Origin of the sequence: Nodularia sp. LEGE 04288 (assembly GCF_963896525.1) — a bacterium.
In the GTDB taxonomy this organism is placed as follows: domain Bacteria; phylum Cyanobacteriota; class Cyanobacteriia; order Cyanobacteriales; family Nostocaceae; genus Nodularia.
In genome coordinates this window covers 43,943-63,897 of the sequence record NZ_CAWQOY010000094.1, presented here as the reverse complement: position 1 = coordinate 63,897, position 19,955 = coordinate 43,943, and the positions used below count along the sequence as shown (strand labels likewise).

The following is a 19,955-nucleotide window of genomic DNA, read 5'->3' as shown; positions in this document are numbered from 1 at the left end:
AACTGGATTTACAGTTAAATTCTGTTTTTAGGGCGGAAAACCCTTTCTGGATAAAGATGTGTGTAAACCGTAATTCTCCCAAAGAGAGAGACGCTATGGGAAGGCAAGGAGAGGGGTTAGTGTATTTGATTAATCCACTCAGAAAAATCAATTTAACGGCTCAAGTGTAGTTTTTAAACCGTGACTATTCAGGACTTTGAGGATTTCATCGGCATTATGGCGATCGCTAAAAACTCCGACTTGCATGACTCTACGACCTTGACGCATAGTCGGAAATGCATCCGGTGCTAAGTTTCGCACTAGGTCTTGTTCCCGATCGGTGGCGACATTCACTACCACGCGGTAACGTACACCAGTTCTATTGTATGCAGTTGTCTGAGTTGCAGGAGTATTGCTATTGGTAACTGGTGAAAGAGCTGATTCTCCAAAGGGAGGTGACTGGGGAGCAGCAAATTCCACAATATTGGGATCAATATTCACATAATTTATCTGTGATTGATTCGTCTGGTTTGGCTGACTGGGAGCAGAAAAGGTAATTTCTCCACTGACTGGGATGGGACGATTTGCCACAGTGCGAGGCTGAGGAATGTTCGCTGTGGGTGCTGTTTGAGCGTTGAAATCTACCTTACCAGCAATGCGATTTTGGGACAGGTTGTTACCAGCAGCCGGGATGATCTCCTTAGTCGCACTAGCATTAATGTCATGACGAGTATTATTACGAAATTCGTTACCACCGGGTTCAGCAATGGTACCCAAATTTGGTATGGCTTGAGCGATCGCCACTAATCCATCTTCTCTATTACCTTGAATGACATTATTCCGTAAAATTGGCCGAGCATTGGCTTGGACTATAATCCCAGAGCGGTTGTTTTGAATTTGATTCAGGGACAACATAGGAGCAGCATTTTGAGTAATATTGATCCCAAATCCTGTTTGTTCAAAGACATTTTCCCGCACTTCCGGCTGGGAATTACCGCCAATGGTCATACCATTCGCCCCATTACGATGAAAATAATTCTGCCTAATAATCGGCGCACTGTTACCAGTTAGGGAAATCCCATCTTGAGTACTACCAGTAAATGTATTGTTGGCGATTACGGGATTGCTCGATTCAATCCACAAACCATAACCACGGGGATTGGGATTTGTGACCGTTACCCCTCTTAACTCGGCATTGTCTGCGCCGATGATGGTGACATTTTGACCGCCAAAGCTGCTACTGAGGAATCCACCACCGCCTTGAATTGTAATTCCCTGTCCTTTGTTGTTAGTATCCCCTTGAATAGCAACACCCGATTTGAGCTTCAGGGGAAAAACCTCTCCAGTGTCAGCACTATAAGTCCCTGGGGAGAGCATAATCATTGTATTAGCAGAGGCTAATTGCAAAGCTTGAGTAATGGTCTTTAAAGGAGCGCTTTCAGTACCATTCCCCACGGTGTTATTTCCCACATTGGGGTTGACAAATAATAGTTTCACTTCAGAGACAGTGCTTTCCAAAGATGGCATTTGAGCCAACACCCTACCGGGGCTAAGACTCAGTAAAGTTATACCTGTGACTCCTAAACCCAGGGTGAAATACAAGATGGAAAAAACTAAAGGCAATACTTCCAGGGAAGAATTTGATCTGTCAGCCTGGGGATTTAGCTTTAATTGCCGGCTCTCTGCTTGAGGATATTTAGAATACATAATGGGATAAATCAATTTTAGAAAAGTCCTAATAATAAAGTTTTATACCTTGAGACACTATGATGTCGATAATTGTTTCGGCTTTCTGATTTTAGGAACTGCCAATTTTAAAAATCGCAACTTGCAGAATGTAATAAGTAATACTGGATAAAAGCATGAACACTGGGTTTTTGGCGATCGCCTTAGCCACCATACATTTATTTTCAGGCAAACTCAGATTCCTCAAAAATACATCACATAGTCGTTGGTTCTCGTTTAGCAGTGGGGTATCGGTTGCTTATGTGTTTATCCACATTTTGCCAGAACTGAGTCAAGCACAAATAACACTCCTAAGCCGTGTCAGTAAGGGATGGCATTTTTTAGAGGATCATGTCTATTTTGTGGCACTTTTAGGTATAACAGTTTTTTATGGTTTGGAGCGATTCGCGAAAACGTCGCGTCAACGCAGTCAAAAAACCAGAAATGCAGATGTAACTTATGCAGATGTTTTTTGGATTCACATTGCTGCTTTTGCTATTTATAACCTGTTAATTGGTTACTTGCTAGTACACCGAGAAGAATCAGGTCTCAAAAGTTTATTATTATTTTCTTTTGCGATGGCGCTGCATTTTGTAGTCAACGATAATGGTTTGCGCGAAAATCATAAAAAAAGATATGACAAAATTGGACGCTGGTTGTTAGCAATAGCAATAATTGTTGGTTGGTTAATTGGCATGGTTACGGAAATTAACCAGGTAGTTGTTGCGCTTCTCTTTGCCTTTTTAGCCGGAGGTATTGTACTCAACGTACTGAAGGAGGAACTACCAGAAGAGCGAGACAGCTGCTTTTGTTCATTTGCTTTGGGGACACTCAGCTATGCAATTATCCTATTAGCTATTTAATCGTAAATGGCAGTAATACCACTGTCATTTCCGCTGAAGTGCTTCTGATTTAAAAAAGCTTCTTCAACACGAAAACTATAGATATATTAAAAAATTATTACTCAACATTCCTGCTAAAAATTAAAAACTCCAACTGCAAAATCATGACAAAAAAAATGGGTTGATGGTTCCTAACTTCTATGGCTACGTCAAGCAAGCTATCAGTAACGACCTAATTGCACAACGCTGTATATGGTTTTTGTCCAGTTTAAGATATATTATAAAGTCGTCCCTAAATCTTTTTCAGCTATGTAATCAGCTATTTATGTATAAATGTATAGTCAAACTCTACTTATTTTTCAGATCGCCGTACTAGAAATTTTTAATCAAAATGTCTAAAAGTGTTGAGATTACGTCATTTAACGAAAGTCCTAATCGGGTTGTTGTCATGGTCGAGCCACACAGCCAAAAAGCGCAAATACAGCAAGTTGTTTACCGGATTTTAGATGCCAATCTAGACCGCGCCCGCGAAGGCTTGCGAATTATCGAAGAATGGTGTCGCTTTGGGTTAAATAATGCTCAATTGCTGGGAGAATGCAAGTACCTACGTCAAGAGTTGGCTCACTGGCATACTGCTGAACTGCGGGCGGCGCGAGATACACCGGGTGATCCGGGTACAGAATTGACTCATCCCCAGGAAGAACAACGCTCTAGTATTAAAGCGCTATTACAAGCAAATTTTTGTCGCGTCCAAGAAGCGATGCGGGTGCTGGAAGAATACGGTAAGCTTTACCATCCCAATATGGGGAAAGCTTTTAAGCAGATGCGCTATCGTGTTTATACTCTAGAAACGAGTTTAATGGGCTACCAGCGCCATCAATTACTGTGGCGATCGCATTTATATTTGGTGACTTCTCCCTCAGAAACTTTGTTGAAAACCGTGGAAGCAGCGCTCAAAGGGGGATTAACTCTGGTGCAGTACCGTGATAAAACCTCTGATGATACTGTGCGTGTGGAACAGGCGACAAAATTACGGCAACTATGCCATTCCTACGGCGCTTTGTTTATCGTTAATGACCGCGTGGATTTAGCTTTGGCGGTGGACGCAGATGGGGTACATTTGGGACAACAAGATATGCCCATTGCAATGGCCAGACAATTACTCGGACACCAGCGTTTGATCGGGCGTTCGACGACAAATGCGGAAGAAATGCAAAAAGCAATTGCTGAAGGTGCAGACTATATTGGTGTCGGCCCAGTTTATGAAACTCCCACGAAAGCAGATAAGCCAGCCGCCGGCTTAGAATATGTCCGCTACGCCGCCCAAAATAGCTCAATTCCTTGGTTTGCGATTGGCGGTATCGATGCGAATAATATCAACGATGTGATGGAGGCGGGAGCCGAACGTGTAGCGATGGTACGAGCTATTATCGAAGCGGAACAGCCGACATTGGTGACACAATATTTGGTTTCCCAGCTGCATCGCATCAAAGCATAACTTTAACTTAGCACTTGAAAATGTCTAATCAGATTAGCCTCCAGGTAAATGGGGAAAGTCGTAGTTGCTTGTCCCAAACCCCTTTACCAGATTTACTCGCACAATTGGGTTTTAATCCCCGTTTAATAGCGGTGGAGTATAACGGTGAGATTTTACACCGTCAATTTTGGTCACAAACAGAAATACAGCCAGGCGATCGCTTAGAAATAGTTACCATTGTCGGGGGTGGTTAATTCAACAAACCATTCGGGATAGGTTCAGAGAGATACAACGAACGATGAAGGGTTTTGCGTCTGGCTAATTCTTTCCCTTTGCGACCGAGTTTTTCACGTAAAGGCTGGTCATGACACAATCGTTTGAAAGCTTGAAAAACGTCATATCCAGATTTGGGATTCACCAAAAGACCATTTTCTTCATGACGAACTATATCAATCACCGAGCCTAAACGAGAAGCAATCACAGGCTTACCAAAGTAACTTGCTTCTAAATAGACAATGCCAAAACCTTGGATACAGGCTTGGGTATCTAACAAAGTTAACATAGCAAACATATCACAGGCTGCATAATAGCCAGCTAATTCGCCGTCAGGTACATATCCAGTCAAGTGTACCCGCTTGTCTACCCGCAAGCGCTGCGCTAAAGTTTTTAATGCCGATTCACATGGCCCTTGGCCGCAAAGTATATAGTGAACATCGACTCCAATAGTCAGCAGTAGTGGTAAATTCTCAATCACACGCTCGAAGCTTTTCTGCTTGACTAGCCTTCCTACGGAAAGAATCACAATTGCTGTTTCCGGAATATTGTAGGCTTCCCGCACGCGTTGACGTAAATTATCCAGATTACCTTGATTTTTTTCTACCCCGAATTTTTCTGGTCTGACTATGGGTTGAATCACATGGGTAGGGGTTTGTAAGCGAAAAGACTTGCGGAGATAATCTTGAGTGACGTAACTGTTGCAAATAATTCCTTCAGCCCGTGTCAGGGTCAATTTAAAGAGCGATCGCAAGATAGGATTGTGTACAGTCGCCAGAATATCACTACCATGCAGATGAATAAAAAAGCGGATGGGTAGAATATAGCTCAATAGCAACAACGCCGGAAACTCGTAGCCGTGACCCCACTCAATATAACGGTAGTGATAACGAAAATACAATTTAATAGCTAGGAAGAAAGAGCAAACCAAATCCAGCGCCGACTGTAAGAAACTCCCCAGAAAACCACCCAACCAGTATCGAGAATTGGGCCAGCGATATACAGGAAACTGTTGAGCCTGATCAAATACTTGAGCGCCAGCACAACCAGCCGCCAGAACCACTACCCGTTCCGGATCTTGAAGACAGCGATTATAGAGATATTCCCCAATAACAGCCTTTTTTGGCAGAAACAGATGGGATATTACCAGAATGTCAGGGGATGCTGTTTGATCTCTGATTTTTGTTGGCAGTTGTGAGATATTTTCCATGCTAATTTTGATAAGTTGAATTCAAATAATATGCAAGTCTTAATACTGGAATCCAGGTGCAGTATTTACTATTACTTGACTTTGATATCCCATGTTTTTTGCCGATGCCAATTTTTCATCTGTATTGAATCGGTTGTAACTCAAACAAAGAAGTTATCTCAATACGAAACCAGATGCTTTGTGGCGTGAAGATATCTGCTACAAGGGAAATAAAGCTCGAAAGTTGACATGGACATTTTCCGTATTTCCCACATCTTTTGGTAACTTGTTGGCTCCTCAAATCACACTTAAAATGGATGCTGTATCCACTATATGTCGAGCGACAATTATTGCTAACAATGGGTTAGCTTTGTATTAAATTTCTCCTGATTTTGTCATTATAGCTAACAAATATGGGGTAAAACCAGAGATTTACACATTCCTTAGCAGATTTTTTTACCATCGGCAATTAATACAAAAGCTCGGTAAAATATAGCTGTAAAAAACACAATTTTCCATTTTTGTTTGAGCCAATGGATTACAAATATCTCAGCAATATTCTAGAACATTAAGTATGGGGAATTGTTTATTATTTGTGTGAAGTGTTGGCTGATTATATTAGTGGTTGATAAATTTCCCAAATTTGATAGTTTTAATCAACCCATGACGAACCGATAAATAATTAAAAGTTGGCAATTATAGCCAAACAGATGAGTAATTAACTGCTACAAAAATTACTAAATTTTGTTTATATTAATAGACTATCCTAAACAATTGGGGATGTGATGCCAAAATGCCAAAAACAATATGAGTCTTGGGTGGCATATATGAATCACTTCTCTAGACTTTCATTTCAAATTCAAGTATTTTGCTATTTCTCATCAACTTGCTCTCACATGAGCTAGATTACTCACAATCTGACACATGATTAAAATGACTAAATTGCATCGTTAAAATGTGATTATGTAAAGATGTGCATCAAGTTGCTATTAGAGATTATGTATAAAATTCTTCAATAGATATCGACCGAATTTAAATATGCATCTGACACCAACCTTGTAGAGTCCTTCCATGCAATTTCTCTAAATTCATTCCACAGATAAATCAAAAGGATTGTAGCATTCAGGAACTATTGGTCACTAAAAAGACAACATATGAAAAAAACTATTACTTAACTCGCAAACTCATATCTATATATGGGAAGAGAACTGTTTGCAGCACTGGCGGTAAATAGTGGGTATGGTTGATGTACGGTTATCTACTAGAGAAATCCCCCCTCCGCTTACTGTCTAACCAAGATAAGACGCGGTAAATTAGAGATGTAGCCAAAAAAGATGAATATTAAAAAGAGCTACTGTCAATCAAAAACTCACTAGTTCCGATTTGGCATGATTCCAGGAAGCACAAGATTTCTACCAGCCTGGAAAGTAATCATAAGTTATACATTTTCAAATATCTGTGTTATGCGTAACAAACTACAACAAACCATCAAACCCCTGTTCAAAATTTTCTTTGTCTTCAGCCTAGTGTTAACTTTAGCACTGAGCCATGCTGATGGAGCATTAGCCGCCCGCAGTGGTGGTCGCATCGGTGGAGGAAGCTTCGGTGGTGGTGGAGGCTTTAGAGCGCCTTCTAGCCGGACATACACACCGCGGACTTATGCGCCTGGTGGTGGTGGATACTATCCTGGTGGTGGTGGCTTCGGCTTTCCGTTCTTGATTCCCTTTTGGGGTATCGGCGGCGGATTTGGCGGTATCTTTAGCATTTTAATCTTTTTAGCGATCGCCAACTTCCTGATGCAAACCTTCCGCCGTGTCAGCAATGGTGAAAGCGAAGACGTAGGCTATAGCAGCAATCCGGCTGTATCTGTAACTCGTTTGCAAGTTGGTTTATTAGCACAAGCCCGTGGTTTGCAAGATGAACTCAACAAAATCGCCGAATCTGCTGATACTAATTCCCCAGAAGGAAGAGCCGAAGTTTTGCAAGAAGCGAGTTTAGCTTTACTCCGTCATCCAGAATACTGGGTATATGGAGGTGGTGGTACACAGCAAGTTAAATTAAATGCGGCTGAAGGTCAGTTTAACCGTCTGTCATTAGCAGAACGCAGCAAGTTTAGTGAAGAAACTCTGTCTAATGTCAACAACCAGTTGAAATCAGCTTTGAAGAATAAAGAAGCTTTACCTGGTGCTGACCAAATCGACAACCCCACCCAACTAATAAGTGAAGGTCCTGGAGAATACCTGATTGTCACCTTATTAGCAGCCACATTAGGCAAATTTGAAATCCCACAAATCAACAGTGCTGATGACTTGCGTCAAGCCTTGCGGCGAATTGGTGGTATTCCCGGTGATCAACTTTTAGCGATTGAAGTGCTTTGGACTCCCCAAGCTGAAGGCGATACCCTGACATCTGATGATATCTTGGCGGAGTACACCGATTTGAAATTGATGTAAAGGTTTTATGGGGTATTTTGTACCCCAAGCCCTGTTTGTAGAGATATATCAAAAATCAAAACCTCACCCTTGTTTTACCCTATGGATAAATCTTTTCCTCTCTTGACTAAGGAAACAGATTTCCACAGAAAAGGTGAGGTTTTTGCAGGTTTGGAGATCAAATAAAATTACTTTTAATAACCTTTAGATAACTCAAGCTTTACTCATTGGCATGACAGAATGTGGTAATTACCTATTTTGTATGACTTTGCTTGAGGTTGCTAGTAATGAGTATAAAATCCAATAACCCATTGAAGTTTAACCGTCGCCAGTTTTTGCTAAATTCTGCTGTGACAGCCGGTGGAATCATTACCACAAATCTGATATCAAAATCACCAGTTTTCGGACAAGCACCTGGAATTATTACCTCTGACAGAATGCGTCCTGGGATACCTTATGGTATTGCCTCTGGAGATATCACCGATGATAGTATTATAATCTGGAGTCGCAGCGATCGCCCTGCGAAAATGTTAATTGAATATTCCACCAGTGAATCTTTTAACCGGGTGGGGCGTGTTTTCGGTCCAGTTACTTCAGAAGAAGAGGATTTCACAGCCCGATTTGTTCTCCGGAATTTACCTTCAGACCAACAAATATTTTATCGGGTAACTTTCCAAGATTTAGACTCTAGAAACGTCTACAGCGAACCAGTAAGCGGTACTTTCCGCACTCCCCCCACAACTGGACGAGATATTTTCTTTGTTTGGGGTGGAGATACAGCCGGTCAAGGATGGGGAATTAATCCTGACTTTGGTGGGATGAAAATTTACGAAACAATGCGTCAACTTAATCCCGACTTTTTCATTCATTCTGGCGATACCATTTATGCTGATGGGCCGCTTCAATCAGAAGTGTTGCTAGATGATGGCAAAGTTTGGAAAAACATCATTACAGAAGAAAAATCAAAGGTAGCAGAAACGCTTCAAGAATTTCGTGGCAATTTTCAATACAATTTGCTGGATGAAAATGTCAAGCGTTTTAACGCTGAAGTTCCGATGTTGGCGCAGTGGGACGACCACGAAACCACAAACAACTGGTATCCTGGTGAATTTCTTCTCAATGATGACCGCTATACAGTCAAGGATGTTAACTTGTTAGCACAAAGGGCAAGACAAGCATTTTTGGAATATATGCCCATTAGCTATAAAACCAGATTTGGTGCCGATAGATCAAAAATTTATCGTTCCTTCCAACATGGCCCGTTACTAGACATTTTCATGCTGGATGAACGCACTTATCGGGGACAAAACACCGAGAATCTTCAGCCAGTACAAAGTGCAGAAACAGATATGCTGGGGAAATCACAATTGCAATGGATGAAAGTGCAATTGCTGAAATCAAAAGCCACATGGAAAGTAATTGCTAGTGATATGCCTTTGGGACTAATAGTTCGAGACGGCGGCAATTTTGAAGCCTGGGCTAACGCAGACAACGGCCCAGCTTTGGGAAGGGAATTAGAGTTAACTGAGTTACTGCGATTTATCAAACACAGGGATATTAAAAACGTTGTTTGGGTAACTGCTGATGTACATTATGCAGCAGCCCACTATTACGACCCCAGCAAGGCACAATTCACCGACTTTAAGCCTTTCTGGGAGTTTGTCGCCGGGCCTCTCAACTCTGGGACATTTGGCCCAGGACAATTAGACAATACCTTTGGCCCACAATTAATATTTCAAAGTAATCCTCCAGGTATGAAACCAAATCGACCCCCCAGTGAAGGTTTACAATTCTTTGGAGGAGTGAAAATTGATGCTGATACCAAGGTGATGACAGTTTCACTGCGTAACATAGCTGGAGAAATTATTTACAGCGTAGATTTGCCACCAGAAAATTAAATCAACCTTTAGCTCAATTTAGCCAGTAAGATGGAGTTATTCTGTCTACTGGCTTTGTTGTTTTTTGGCTGAGATAGTTACTAAAATTTTAGAGTATTGGAGTTGATTATGTTGAAACAACTCATCCTGGAGAATTGGAAAAGTTTCCGTTATGCGGAGCTTCCACTTGACCCTTTGACTGTTCTGATTGGTACTAACGCCAGTGGGAAATCTAATGTAGTTGAAGCTTTGGAATTTTTGCAAAGGATAGCGCAAGGAGAAAATATTGAATCTGCTTTAGCAGGAGATAAAACACTTGCTTCTATTCGCGGTGGTGTAGAGTGGGCTGCACGTAAACCAGAATCTCAGTTTACATTAAAGGTGCTAATGCAGGGTGAGGATGAAAATACGGATTATTTATATGTTATTCAAATACAAACACTACCTGAAGTGAGAGTGATAAAGGAATATATTGAATTTGAAACTTTGAATGAAAAAAAAGTATTGACTGTCAAAAATTATAATTTTACTAGCAAAAGTGGTTTAAGATTCGTTGACTCTAGTGCTGAGAGTGACGAGTTAAGGCAATTTAATCCATTTAATGAAAAAAAACTACTGCAAGGAGAAGATTTTTTAGAAATATTGCAAAATCACTATTTACCTTTAAAAAAGAAACTAAATATTCTTGTGATTTCAAGTTTACAAAAAAGTTTGATTCTAAATCCTATACCTTCTCAAATGCGTGATTATTCACGACTTTCTGATACGCTAGAAAGCGATGTATCAAATATAGCTGGTGTACTAGCAGCTTTATCTGAACAGCAAAAAAAAGAAGTTGAATCAGCACTGTCTGATTACATCAAACATTTACCAGAAGGCGATATTAAAAAAGTATGGGCGGAAAAAGTAGGTAGATTTGGCACAGATGCTATGCTCTATTGTCAGGAAGAATGGAAACCTGGAGAGATTACAGAAATTGATGCTAGAAGTATGTCAGATGGAACTTTACGTTTTTTAGCAATTCTGACAGCACTACTCACGCGACCGGAAGGTAGTCAACTGGTAATTGAAGAAATAGATAATGGTTTGCATCCCTCCCGTGCTAAATTACTTGTGAAAATCCTGCGAGAGATTGGCAGCAAAAGAAATATTGATATTCTAATTACTACCCATAACCCAGCTTTACTGGATGCTTTAGGCCCTGAAATAGTCCCGTTTGTCGTTGTCGCACATCGAGACTCAGAAACAGGAGAAAGTAAACTTACTATTTTAGAAGATATTGATAATCTTCCTTTGTTACTAGCATCAGGTACTTTGGGTAAACTAGCAACCAAAGGAGCAATTGAAAAGAGCCTTTCTGAGAATAAGTAAAACAACATATGCAAAAGGTTCTAATTATTGATACATCAATACTCTGCGTTTATTTAGCTGTTCCTGGTAAAGAAACTTGCGGTACTGATAATGAAAAATGGGATAAAAGCAGGGTTGAAGCCCGTTTTCAATTAGAAAAGGAACAAGGTACAAAGTTTATACTGCCATTAGCGACAATTATAGAAACTGGTAATCATATTGCACAAGCTAATTCTAGACGATTTGAAGTTGCTAAAGCTTTTGCTGATATTTTAGTGGAAGTAGCAGATGGAGTTATACCTTGGGAAGTTTTTACAACTCAAGTGGATGAACTGTGGAGTTCAGAACAATTGAAAAAGTTAGCTAATGATTGGCCTGATCTAGCAAAAGGAAAGATTTCTATCGGAGATGCCACAATTAAGACTGTAGCCGAGTATTATGCTAAAGCCAGTAACACATTTATGGTAGAAATTTTCACGGGTGATCAAGGTTTGAAGGCTTATGAACCAACTACACCACCACTGACACGCCGCAGCAGTCGCAGAAAAGCATAACAATAGCGTCTCAAATGTGCAAGTTTAATTTATTTATGGGAATTTGGTTTAGAAGAAACGAACCGCCAAGACGCAAAGAACGCCAAGGGAAGAGGGTTTAATAAGGTAAAAGCAATATAATTCATAAAATTTAGATAATTAAGCAAATAGGAGAATCAATTGGAAGGTAAGAGATTTATTCAGAAAATACGATTAGAAAATTTTCTTTCTTATGGAAGTGAAGGTGAAGAAATTGAATTACAACCGCTAAATGTCTTAATTGGCGCTAACACTTCTGGTAAATCAAATTTAATTGAAGCTTTGGGAATTTTACGGGCTACACCTATAGATTTACCCGCCCCATTTCGTCAAGGTGGAGGCGTAAGTGAGTTTCTATGGAAGGGTGGACAGGAAAACCCAGTAGCTACAATTGAAGCTACCTTAGATTATCCTCAAAGAACCCAAAATCTACATTATAAAGTTAGCTTGACAGAAGTTGGTCAAAGACTAGAATTAATCGATGAAGCTGTGGAGAATGAAGAACGATATTCAGGTGAAAGTGATGTCTATTTTTACTATCGTTATCAAGGTGGTCGTCCGGTTTTCAATGTTAACACTATAGATGAGGATAAACGATTTCAACGCTCTCTTAAACGAGAAGATTTAATTCCTGATCAGTCAGTATTATCTCAGCGAAAAGATCCAGATTTGTATCCAGAACTTTCTTATCTCAGCACGGCATTTTCTAATATAGGTTTATATCGTCATTGGCAGATGGGGCGATACTCAGAACCTAGAAATGCTCAAAAAACTGATTTACCAGAACATCCTTTATTAGAAAATGGAAGTAATTTAGGACTATTTTTAAACAACTTACAACATCAAATAGGTAATAGAAAAATAATTGAGAACTTGAAAAAGTTTTATGAAGCAGCCGAAGAATTGAGTGTAAGAATATATGGCGGTACAGTGCAGATATTTATTCGTGAAGAGGGTTTTATTCAACCAATTCCTGCAAATCGGTTATCTGATGGTACACTCCGTTATTTATTCTTAATGGCTTTACTACTTGACCCAACTCCACCTCCACTTATTTGTATTGAAGAACCGGAGATTGGGTTACATCCAGATATTTTACCGACTATTGCAGAAATGCTAATTGAAGCATCACAGAGAACACAATTAATAGTGACAACTCATTCTGATGCTTTAGTTTCTGCTTTGAGTGAATATCCCGAATCAGTAATAGTTTGTGAACGAGATGAAAAAGGTAGCCATCTGCACCGTCAGGAACCTGATAGATTAAAAAATTGGTTAGCAAAGTATACCCTTGGTGACCTCTGGCGGATGGGACAAATTGGTGGAAATCGTTGGTAATGAAGATTTATATTTACATTGAGGGTGTAGGAGATGAAGATGATGTTGAATTACTACCTAGACAACGCCCTGGCTTTCGTAGTGGTATCAGGAGTGGAAAAGAAACCACCACTGGACTACGCCCAGGTTGTATAAAATTTTTTCAAGAACTATATGATATTGCCGGTGAAAATATCAAGGTAGTTATGTGCGGATCACGGCGTGATGCTTATGAAAATTTTAAAATAGCTTTAGAGTCTCAACCAGAAGCTTTTAATGTTTTATTAATTGATGCTGAATCTCCAGTTTGTACTAGTGTGAAACCTTGGGAACATTTGAGAAATAGAAAAGACGATCAGCCTTGGATTTTAGATGCACTGAATTTTGAGGATGAGCAGTGCCACCTGATGGTACAAACAATGGAAGCATGGTTTATTGCTGATATTGATGCTTTAAGAACATTTTATGGTGAGGGATTTAGGGAAGATGGTATCTCTCAAGGAATGGTGGTATATCCTAGCATAGAACAAGTTTCTAAAGATACTCTGAAAATATGGCTTGCGGCAGCTACTCGCCGTACAGAAAAGAAAAAATATCATAAAACAAACCATGCTCCAAAGCTTTTGGAATTGCTGGATGTGGCTAAGGTTCGTCAAGCATCGCCATACTGCGATCGCCTGTTCATGACTTTAAGCGATAAGATAACAAAAGTTTGAGCGATCGCCTACTCACCCCCACATCACGTTATCATCAGGTATTGTGGAATCTCCGTGCATCACCCCTAGCATCTATGACTGCTTCTCAACCTGAAACTCAACCAACGGAACCCAACATCCCTGCTGCGCCTCACGTCGATACGCAATTGGTAGACCGCAGTAAGCTGAGTAAGATGTATCAGCATTATGTGGAAGTCAAAGATAAACATCCCCACGCTTTGCTACTGTATCGGGTCGGAGATTTTTTTGAAACTTTTTTCCAAGATGCTGTAACTGTCTCCAGAGAATTGGAACTTGTACTTACCAGTAAACACGGTGGCGAAGTTGGTCGCGTGGCGATGACTGGTGTACCTCACCACGCTTGGGAACGCTACACAACCCAATTGGTGGAAAAAGGCTACGCCGTGGTCATTTGCGACCAAGTAGAAGACGCATCGGAAGCTGTCGGTTTGGTGAAGCGCGAAGTAACCCGTATCCTCACACCAGGGACTTTGCTGGAAGAGGGAATGTTAAAATCAAGTCGTAATAATTACCTTGCGGCTGTGGTAATTGCGGTAAATCATTGGGGTTTAGCTTATGCAGACATCTCGACAGGGGAATTTCTCACCACTCAAGGAAGTGATTTAGAACACCTGACACAGGAGTTAATGCGGTTGCAACCTTCCGAAGTTGTGGTTCCCACAAACGCCCCTGATTTGGGTAGCTTGCTGCGTCCGGGTGAAAGTTCGCCCCATCTTCCCCCATGTTTACCACCATCATTTTGTTATAGCTTGCGATCGCAACTTCCCTTTTCCCAAGGCGAAGCTAGATCCAAATTACTCGAAAAATTCAAAGTGCGATCGCTTGAAGGACTCGGTTGTGATCATCTTCCTTTAGCTGTGCGGGCGGCTGGTGGTCTGCTGGAATATGTGGAAGATATGCAAAGAGTCAACCCGGTTGTCCTGCAACAGTTACGCACATATACTATTACTGATTATTTAATTGTTGATAATCAAACTCGCCGTAACCTGGAAATTACGCAAACAGTCCGGGATGGCACATTTCACGGTTCCCTGCTGTGGGCATTAGATAGAAGTAGCACAGCGATGGGTGGACGGGCGTTGCGGCGCTGGTTATTGCAACCCCTAATTGATACTAAAGGCATTGGGGCGCGGCAAAATACCATCCAAGAGTTGATGGAAAATACACCTCTGCGTCAAGATTTGCGGCAATTATTACGGCAAATTTACGATTTGGAACGACTAACGGGAAGGGCTGGTTCTGGGACTGCGAACGCTAAAGATTTAGTCGCTTTGGCTGATTCCCTCTCACGCTTACCGCAATTATCCCACTTGGTGACTGATGCGCGATCGCCTTTCTTAAAAGCTTTGCAAAAAGTCCCGGTAGAATTATCAGAACTAGCCCAAAAGTTACACGCCCATCTTGTCGAGTCGCCACCCATACACATTAAAGAAGGTGGTTTAATTCGTGCTGGAATGAATCCCATGTTGGATGAGCGAAAAGCCACAGTAGAATCAGACCAACAATGGATTGCGAATTTAGAAGTTGATGAACGGGCAAAAACTGGCATCCCCAATTTAAAGGTAGGATTTAATAAAACCTTTGGTTATTACATTAGTATTTCTCGTTCTAAATCTGACCAAGTACCTGAGAATTACATCCGTAAGCAAACTTTAACTAATGAGGAACGTTACATCACCCCAGAGTTGAAAGAACGGGAAGCGCGGATACTCACAGCGCGGGATGATTTAAATGAGTTGGAATATGAGATTTTTGTGGAGTTGCGGGAAGAGGTAGGAGAACAGGCGGAAATTATCCGCAATATTTCTCGTGCTGTAGCGGCGGCGGATGTATTATGTGGTTTGGCTGAGTTGGCTGTACAGCAAGGTTATTGTCGTCCGGATATGGTTGAGGGACGGGAAATTATGATTGTGGATGGTCGTCACCCGGTGGTGGAACAGTCTTTACCTGCTGGGTTTTTTGTGCCGAATTCTACACAGTTGGGAAGGGAAGAAGGCGCAGAGGAGAAGAAACCGGATTTAGTAATTTTGACTGGGCCGAATGCGAGTGGTAAAAGTTGTTATTTGCGTCAGGTGGGGTTGATTCAATTGATGGCGCAAATTGGTAGTTTTGTGCCGGCGCGGTTGGCGAGGTTGGGAGTGTGCGATCGCATTTTCACTCGTGTCGGTGCTGTGGATGATTTGGCTACAGGTCAATCTACCTTTATGGTGGAGATGAATGAAACCGCGAATATTCTCAATCATGCTACTGCTAAATCTCTAGTATTGTTAGATGAAATTGGTCGAGGAACAGCAACTTTTGATGGTCTTTCTATTGCTTGGGCGGTAGCAGAATATATAGCTGTGGATATTCGGGCGCGGACGATTTTTGCTACTCATTATCATGAGTTAAATGAACTGGCTAGCATTCTCCCGAATGTCGCAAATTATCAGGTGACAGTCAAAGAATTACCCGACAGAATTATTTTTCTACACCAAGTTCAACCGGGGGGTGCGGATAAATCCTATGGTATTGAAGCCGGACGGTTAGCGGGTTTACCAGATGTAGTAATTCAACGCGCCAAACAAGTCATGGGACAAATTGAGAAACATAGTAAAATTGCAATGGGACTGCAAAATATGGATTAATTCCTCTCTGCGTCTCTGCGCCTCTGCGTGATACTAATCACTATTTTCACTCAGATAGAACGGAGATAGGACTCCTATTTGCAAACCACATCCGCCGACCTGCTGCGGTTAAATTTGCTTCACAAACCTCAGTCAAACATAGCAATTCATCACCTTTTATATGTCCGGGGTTCCTTTCCTGGAAAAATTTAATATGTGGGTCATTTAATCGCTCCTTGGGAATTTCCTTGAGTTTTTCAGATAATATTTGCGGATGAGATAAGCGGACAATGCCAGTTTCTTGAAAATAGCGATCGCCAAATCGTTCCCATGCTAAAAAATCCATTAAACTAGAGACATTCTCAGGAATTTGAGCATCATAACGCGGATAAAATGTTTGCCAAAAAATCGGTAAAAATCGATAAGTGCGATAACCACCGGAAATTAATAACCAGTAGAGTTTACCATGTGCATATATAGAACTCAGTTGATTAATTGCCGCAATCCAACTGCGTGATAATGTTGAACTCGACCACACACTAGGATCTACAATGGTATCGCCAGAATAGATCACACTAATATGATCACCTGCAAACTCAGTATTATACAACAATATAGTTGAAAAACCTTTAATTATATTAGTGTCTTCTTCATATAGGTAAAGCACCCAATTTTTATTCTTTAAATCTTGATAAAACACATCATATTCAATTCCTGGAAAATGCTGATTCAGTAAATTAAACATAGCATCAATTTCGCCAGGCAATAATTTATTTATAGGCACTAATTGAGTTTTCATAAAATTAAATTATCTGAAAATAAAAATTACGGGAGGATGGAAAAAATTAATTCCCAATCACTCTTTAAATTTAAAGCAGGTGGTTTAATATCTCCTAGACGTTGCCCTCGTGATAAAGCATAATTAATATAGGTAGCGAGTGGATTTTTAACTCGCACAGTTTCTAATTGTCCTAACTGTCGTAATTTACGTGCATATTCGTATTGAGGATTTGCGGCTAAAGCCAAATCTAATTGTAGTCCTTGAGTTATAGTACTATTGGCATCATATTCGTCTCCATCTAGAAATAATACGTAATGTGGATGAGGTTTTATATGCGGTACAAGCATCGCAAAACCACGTTGTTTTCCTAAACACGATAGTACAAAGTCTTCTGTTAACTTCTCTCCGCACAAATCGCTAACTATTCCTCCACGTCCCACAAATTCTAATAAAGGTGTAGCTTGAAACCAACCCTTGACCAAAACTTTATCGCCTAAATCATAGCGATATAATCCCGAAGCAGTGGTGATGACAACTCGATAGATTTCTCCTAAAACTAACTGATGACATAATCTCGGTTGTTCATTGTCATCCAGAAACTCATAAAATCCACTATCGATAGCTAGGACTGGTGTATTACAACCCACCAAAGGTATGGTGACAACTCCTTCTGTGGCTAAAAGTCCCTTACCTTGAATCAAAACATGAGGAAATAAATCTTGCAACTGGCTAATAAAGGCTTTCGCGGCTGCATCAGTCCAACAGCTAATTACTGATAATTTTTGCCAGACTTTTTGGAAGTTAATTATATCATTAAAAACAGCTTGTTTTAAAAATTCGGCTCGTTCTGGTGAAAATATCTTAGATGTACTTTTACCCGTGGCAATATCAGCAATTAAATCCTCGTATTTTAATTGAATTTCTTCGATGATTTGCAGTAAAAATGTGGGACTCCATACCGAAATAAAACTTATATCTTCCGCAGCTAGTAAATATAATGCTGTGAGATATCGCCACTCTTTAATATCAGCAACCATAGACACTTCTGGCGGTACAGCTAAAAGATGAAGAATACAATCTTCTAATTTTTGACCAAAATAAGCAGCATCACTTACCATGCCAATAGGAATGCCACTGGGAGTGTGATTTGACTGACGAGTTACTGGACTAATCGCCCAATATGTGCGCCCTAATTTAATCTCTGGTTTTTGCTGTAATAAATCGGCTATCCAAGGTAATATGGCTTGTTGAAATGCGGCTAAACCTGTGGCGGTGTATGGGATTAATTTCGCGCCTTGAGTACTTCCGCCAGTCATTTCAAAAGCTACTATTCCTTCATGGCACAGGACTTGGATTCTTCCGTCGGCTATTTGTTGAATATAAGGGGCTAAATCTGCATATTCATGAATAGGAATACGTGCAGCATATTCTTCATAGCTAGTGATGCTGGTAAATTCATATTTTTCGCCAAATATAGTATGGCGATTGTTATAGATGATTTCTTTTAATTTGTTTGTCTGGGTGTATAGTGGGTTTTTTAATTTTTGGGAAAATTCTTCTAGGGAGGGTGTTACTTGGGTTTGGATTTTTTGCCAATAATTAGACATATTTAAATTTTTGGCTTTGCTTAGGGAAAATATAAATTAGTGTCACGCAGAGGCGCAGAGGCGCAGAGTAGAAGAGTTAAAGAAATGTATCAGCAAGTCCTAATTTTTTATCTACTTTAGTCTTTTCTAGGAGATGCTAATTAGGGCTTGACATGACAAATTTATTTGGTGGGTGTTATTTCTAAACCAATGGGAGTTTCGTCTTGGCGCAAACTAGCGCGGACAAACTTCCAGAGAAAAGATGAATAGGATTTGCCGGTTACACGTCTATGAATTCGGGGAAGTATGAGTTTATGCAGTTTGGGTAAGTTGTAGCTGGGAATACTGGGAAATAAATGGTGTTCGAGATGAAAGTTTTCATGAACTAGCAAAAACTGCACAATGGGGTGTGCTTCGATGCTGCGACTGGCTAAAAAGGGGTCTGTTGCATCGGTAATACCATGCTGGGTTAAACCCCGAATATTAATCGTGAAGTTAGTCAGGATGAATGGGACTACCCAGGTAATGAAAAAAAGTTGTAATGGGACAAATTGCCAGATAATTATATAGGTGACGATTAAAAATAAGTATTCAGTAAAAACTTTAATGCGTTCTTGAGTGTTGCCATAACGCCAAGCTAAGGAAGGGACAAAAATTAAATATAATATAGTTGCCCACAATAATCTGTTGTAGTGCAGTAACCAAATTAATTTGGGATTATTGGTGTAATTGTGATAGTCATCTGGGTCATTTTCATCCCCCAAATGTTCGTGATGACGCAAGTGCATTGAACGATAAGCACTAAAGGATATAAAGCCGGCAATTCCCATGACGGTAGCTGCTAAATCATTCAGCCATTTTTGGGGAAATAAGATATCGTGTACGCCTTCATGTATGAGTAAAAACATGGCATTCATGGCTAAGGCGACAAGTATTACCCCAAAGCCGTATTCTACAGTTGCTAAATTCCAGCTTAGACCTTGAGTATAAGCCTTTACTTCCACTGATACACCAACTACTGCGGTTAAGGGAAATATTAAATAGAGAAAATGATGCCACGGGACACTTTTTTGTAAAGCGCGAATTTCTGACTCAATTCCCTGAGATACAGCCTTTCGGGCTTCCAGGGTTGTCAATTTCTGCGGGGAGTTGATATTCATAAAGCCATTTTCTCGCCAAGATGATTTGCTGCACTGTTAACGTTATAATCAC

General features: G+C 40.5%; 15 protein-coding genes. 10 read left to right on the top strand and 5 right to left on the bottom strand.

What is annotated here, in order from left to right; genetic code table 11:
• Positions 1-147 precede the first annotated feature (147 nt).
• Positions 148-1,686 carry a DUF1565 domain-containing protein gene (locus tag AACX33_RS07330; protein WP_193997770.1) on the bottom strand — a complete coding sequence of 513 codons (1,539 nt, stop codon included), beginning with the start codon at positions 1,684-1,686 and terminating at the stop codon, positions 148-150.
• A 155-nt stretch (positions 1,687-1,841) separates the two neighbouring features.
• Between AACX33_RS07330 and AACX33_RS07325 the strand changes: the two genes are divergently transcribed.
• The 3 genes from AACX33_RS07325 to thiS all read left to right on the top strand — a co-directional run bounded on the left by AACX33_RS07325 (position 1,842) and on the right by thiS (position 4,277).
• Entirely contained in the window at positions 1,842-2,567 is a 726-nt protein-coding gene (locus tag AACX33_RS07325; protein ID WP_193997771.1) for a hypothetical protein, read from the top strand.
• Positions 2,568-2,937: 370 nt separating this feature from the next.
• Positions 2,938-4,044: a thiamine phosphate synthase gene (locus AACX33_RS07320; RefSeq protein ID WP_193997772.1), complete on the top strand. Its 1,107-nt coding sequence runs from the start codon at positions 2,938-2,940 to the stop codon at positions 4,042-4,044.
• Positions 4,045-4,064: 20 nt separating this feature from the next.
• A complete protein-coding gene (thiS, locus tag AACX33_RS07315; protein WP_193997773.1) occupies positions 4,065-4,277 on the top strand; it encodes a sulfur carrier protein ThiS in 213 nt (70 codons plus the stop codon).
• Here the strand turns inward: thiS and AACX33_RS07310 are convergent.
• Positions 4,274-5,506 (bottom strand): glycosyltransferase family 4 protein, encoded by a 1,233-nt coding sequence (locus AACX33_RS07310; RefSeq protein WP_193997774.1) that lies wholly within the window; start codon positions 5,504-5,506, stop codon positions 4,274-4,276. The two genes, thiS and AACX33_RS07310, sit on opposite strands and share 4 nt — an antisense overlap.
• Before the next feature lie 1,442 nt (positions 5,507-6,948).
• Between AACX33_RS07310 and AACX33_RS07305 the strand changes: the two genes are divergently transcribed.
• The 7 genes from AACX33_RS07305 (at position 6,949) to mutS (ending at position 16,397) form a co-directional block, all read left to right on the top strand.
• A complete protein-coding gene (locus tag AACX33_RS07305; protein ID WP_193997775.1) occupies positions 6,949-7,938 on the top strand; it encodes a DUF1517 domain-containing protein in 990 nt (329 codons plus the stop codon).
• Positions 7,939-8,210: 272 nt separating this feature from the next.
• The gene (locus AACX33_RS07300) at positions 8,211-9,815 is read left to right on the top strand and encodes an alkaline phosphatase D family protein (protein ID WP_193998031.1); all 1,605 of its coding nucleotides are present in this window, start codon (positions 8,211-8,213) and stop codon (positions 9,813-9,815) included.
• 108 nt (positions 9,816-9,923) lie between these two features.
• Complete coding sequence (locus AACX33_RS07295) at positions 9,924-11,165, top strand: AAA family ATPase (protein WP_193997776.1); 1,242 nt, start codon at positions 9,924-9,926, stop codon at positions 11,163-11,165.
• A gap of 8 nt (positions 11,166-11,173) precedes the next feature.
• The gene (locus AACX33_RS07290; RefSeq protein WP_193997777.1) at positions 11,174-11,698 is read left to right on the top strand and encodes a hypothetical protein; all 525 of its coding nucleotides are present in this window, start codon (positions 11,174-11,176) and stop codon (positions 11,696-11,698) included.
• A 159-nt stretch (positions 11,699-11,857) separates the two neighbouring features.
• Positions 11,858-13,054, top strand: coding sequence for an AAA family ATPase (locus AACX33_RS07285; protein WP_193997778.1), 1,197 nt, complete (start codon positions 11,858-11,860; stop codon positions 13,052-13,054).
• Positions 13,054-13,749: a DUF4276 family protein gene (locus AACX33_RS07280; protein WP_193997779.1), complete on the top strand. Its 696-nt coding sequence runs from the start codon at positions 13,054-13,056 to the stop codon at positions 13,747-13,749. Before AACX33_RS07285 ends, AACX33_RS07280 begins: the two co-directional genes overlap by 1 nt.
• Before the next feature lie 74 nt (positions 13,750-13,823).
• Positions 13,824-16,397 carry a DNA mismatch repair protein MutS gene (gene mutS / locus AACX33_RS07275; protein ID WP_193998032.1) on the top strand — a complete coding sequence of 858 codons (2,574 nt, stop codon included), beginning with the start codon at positions 13,824-13,826 and terminating at the stop codon, positions 16,395-16,397.
• 46 nt (positions 16,398-16,443) lie between these two features.
• Here mutS and AACX33_RS07270 read toward each other — a convergent pair whose 3' ends face one another.
• The 3 genes from AACX33_RS07270 to AACX33_RS07260 form a co-directional block, all read right to left on the bottom strand.
• A complete protein-coding gene (locus AACX33_RS07270) occupies positions 16,444-17,175 on the bottom strand; it encodes a hypothetical protein (RefSeq protein ID WP_193997780.1) in 732 nt (243 codons plus the stop codon).
• Between the two features lie 26 nt (positions 17,176-17,201).
• Positions 17,202-18,764: a GH3 auxin-responsive promoter family protein gene (locus AACX33_RS07265; RefSeq protein ID WP_193997781.1), complete on the bottom strand. Its 1,563-nt coding sequence runs from the start codon at positions 18,762-18,764 to the stop codon at positions 17,202-17,204.
• A 161-nt stretch (positions 18,765-18,925) separates the two neighbouring features.
• Positions 18,926-19,903: a fatty acid desaturase family protein gene (locus AACX33_RS07260; protein ID WP_193997782.1), complete on the bottom strand. Its 978-nt coding sequence runs from the start codon at positions 19,901-19,903 to the stop codon at positions 18,926-18,928.
• Between the last annotated feature and the right edge of the window lie 52 nt (positions 19,904-19,955).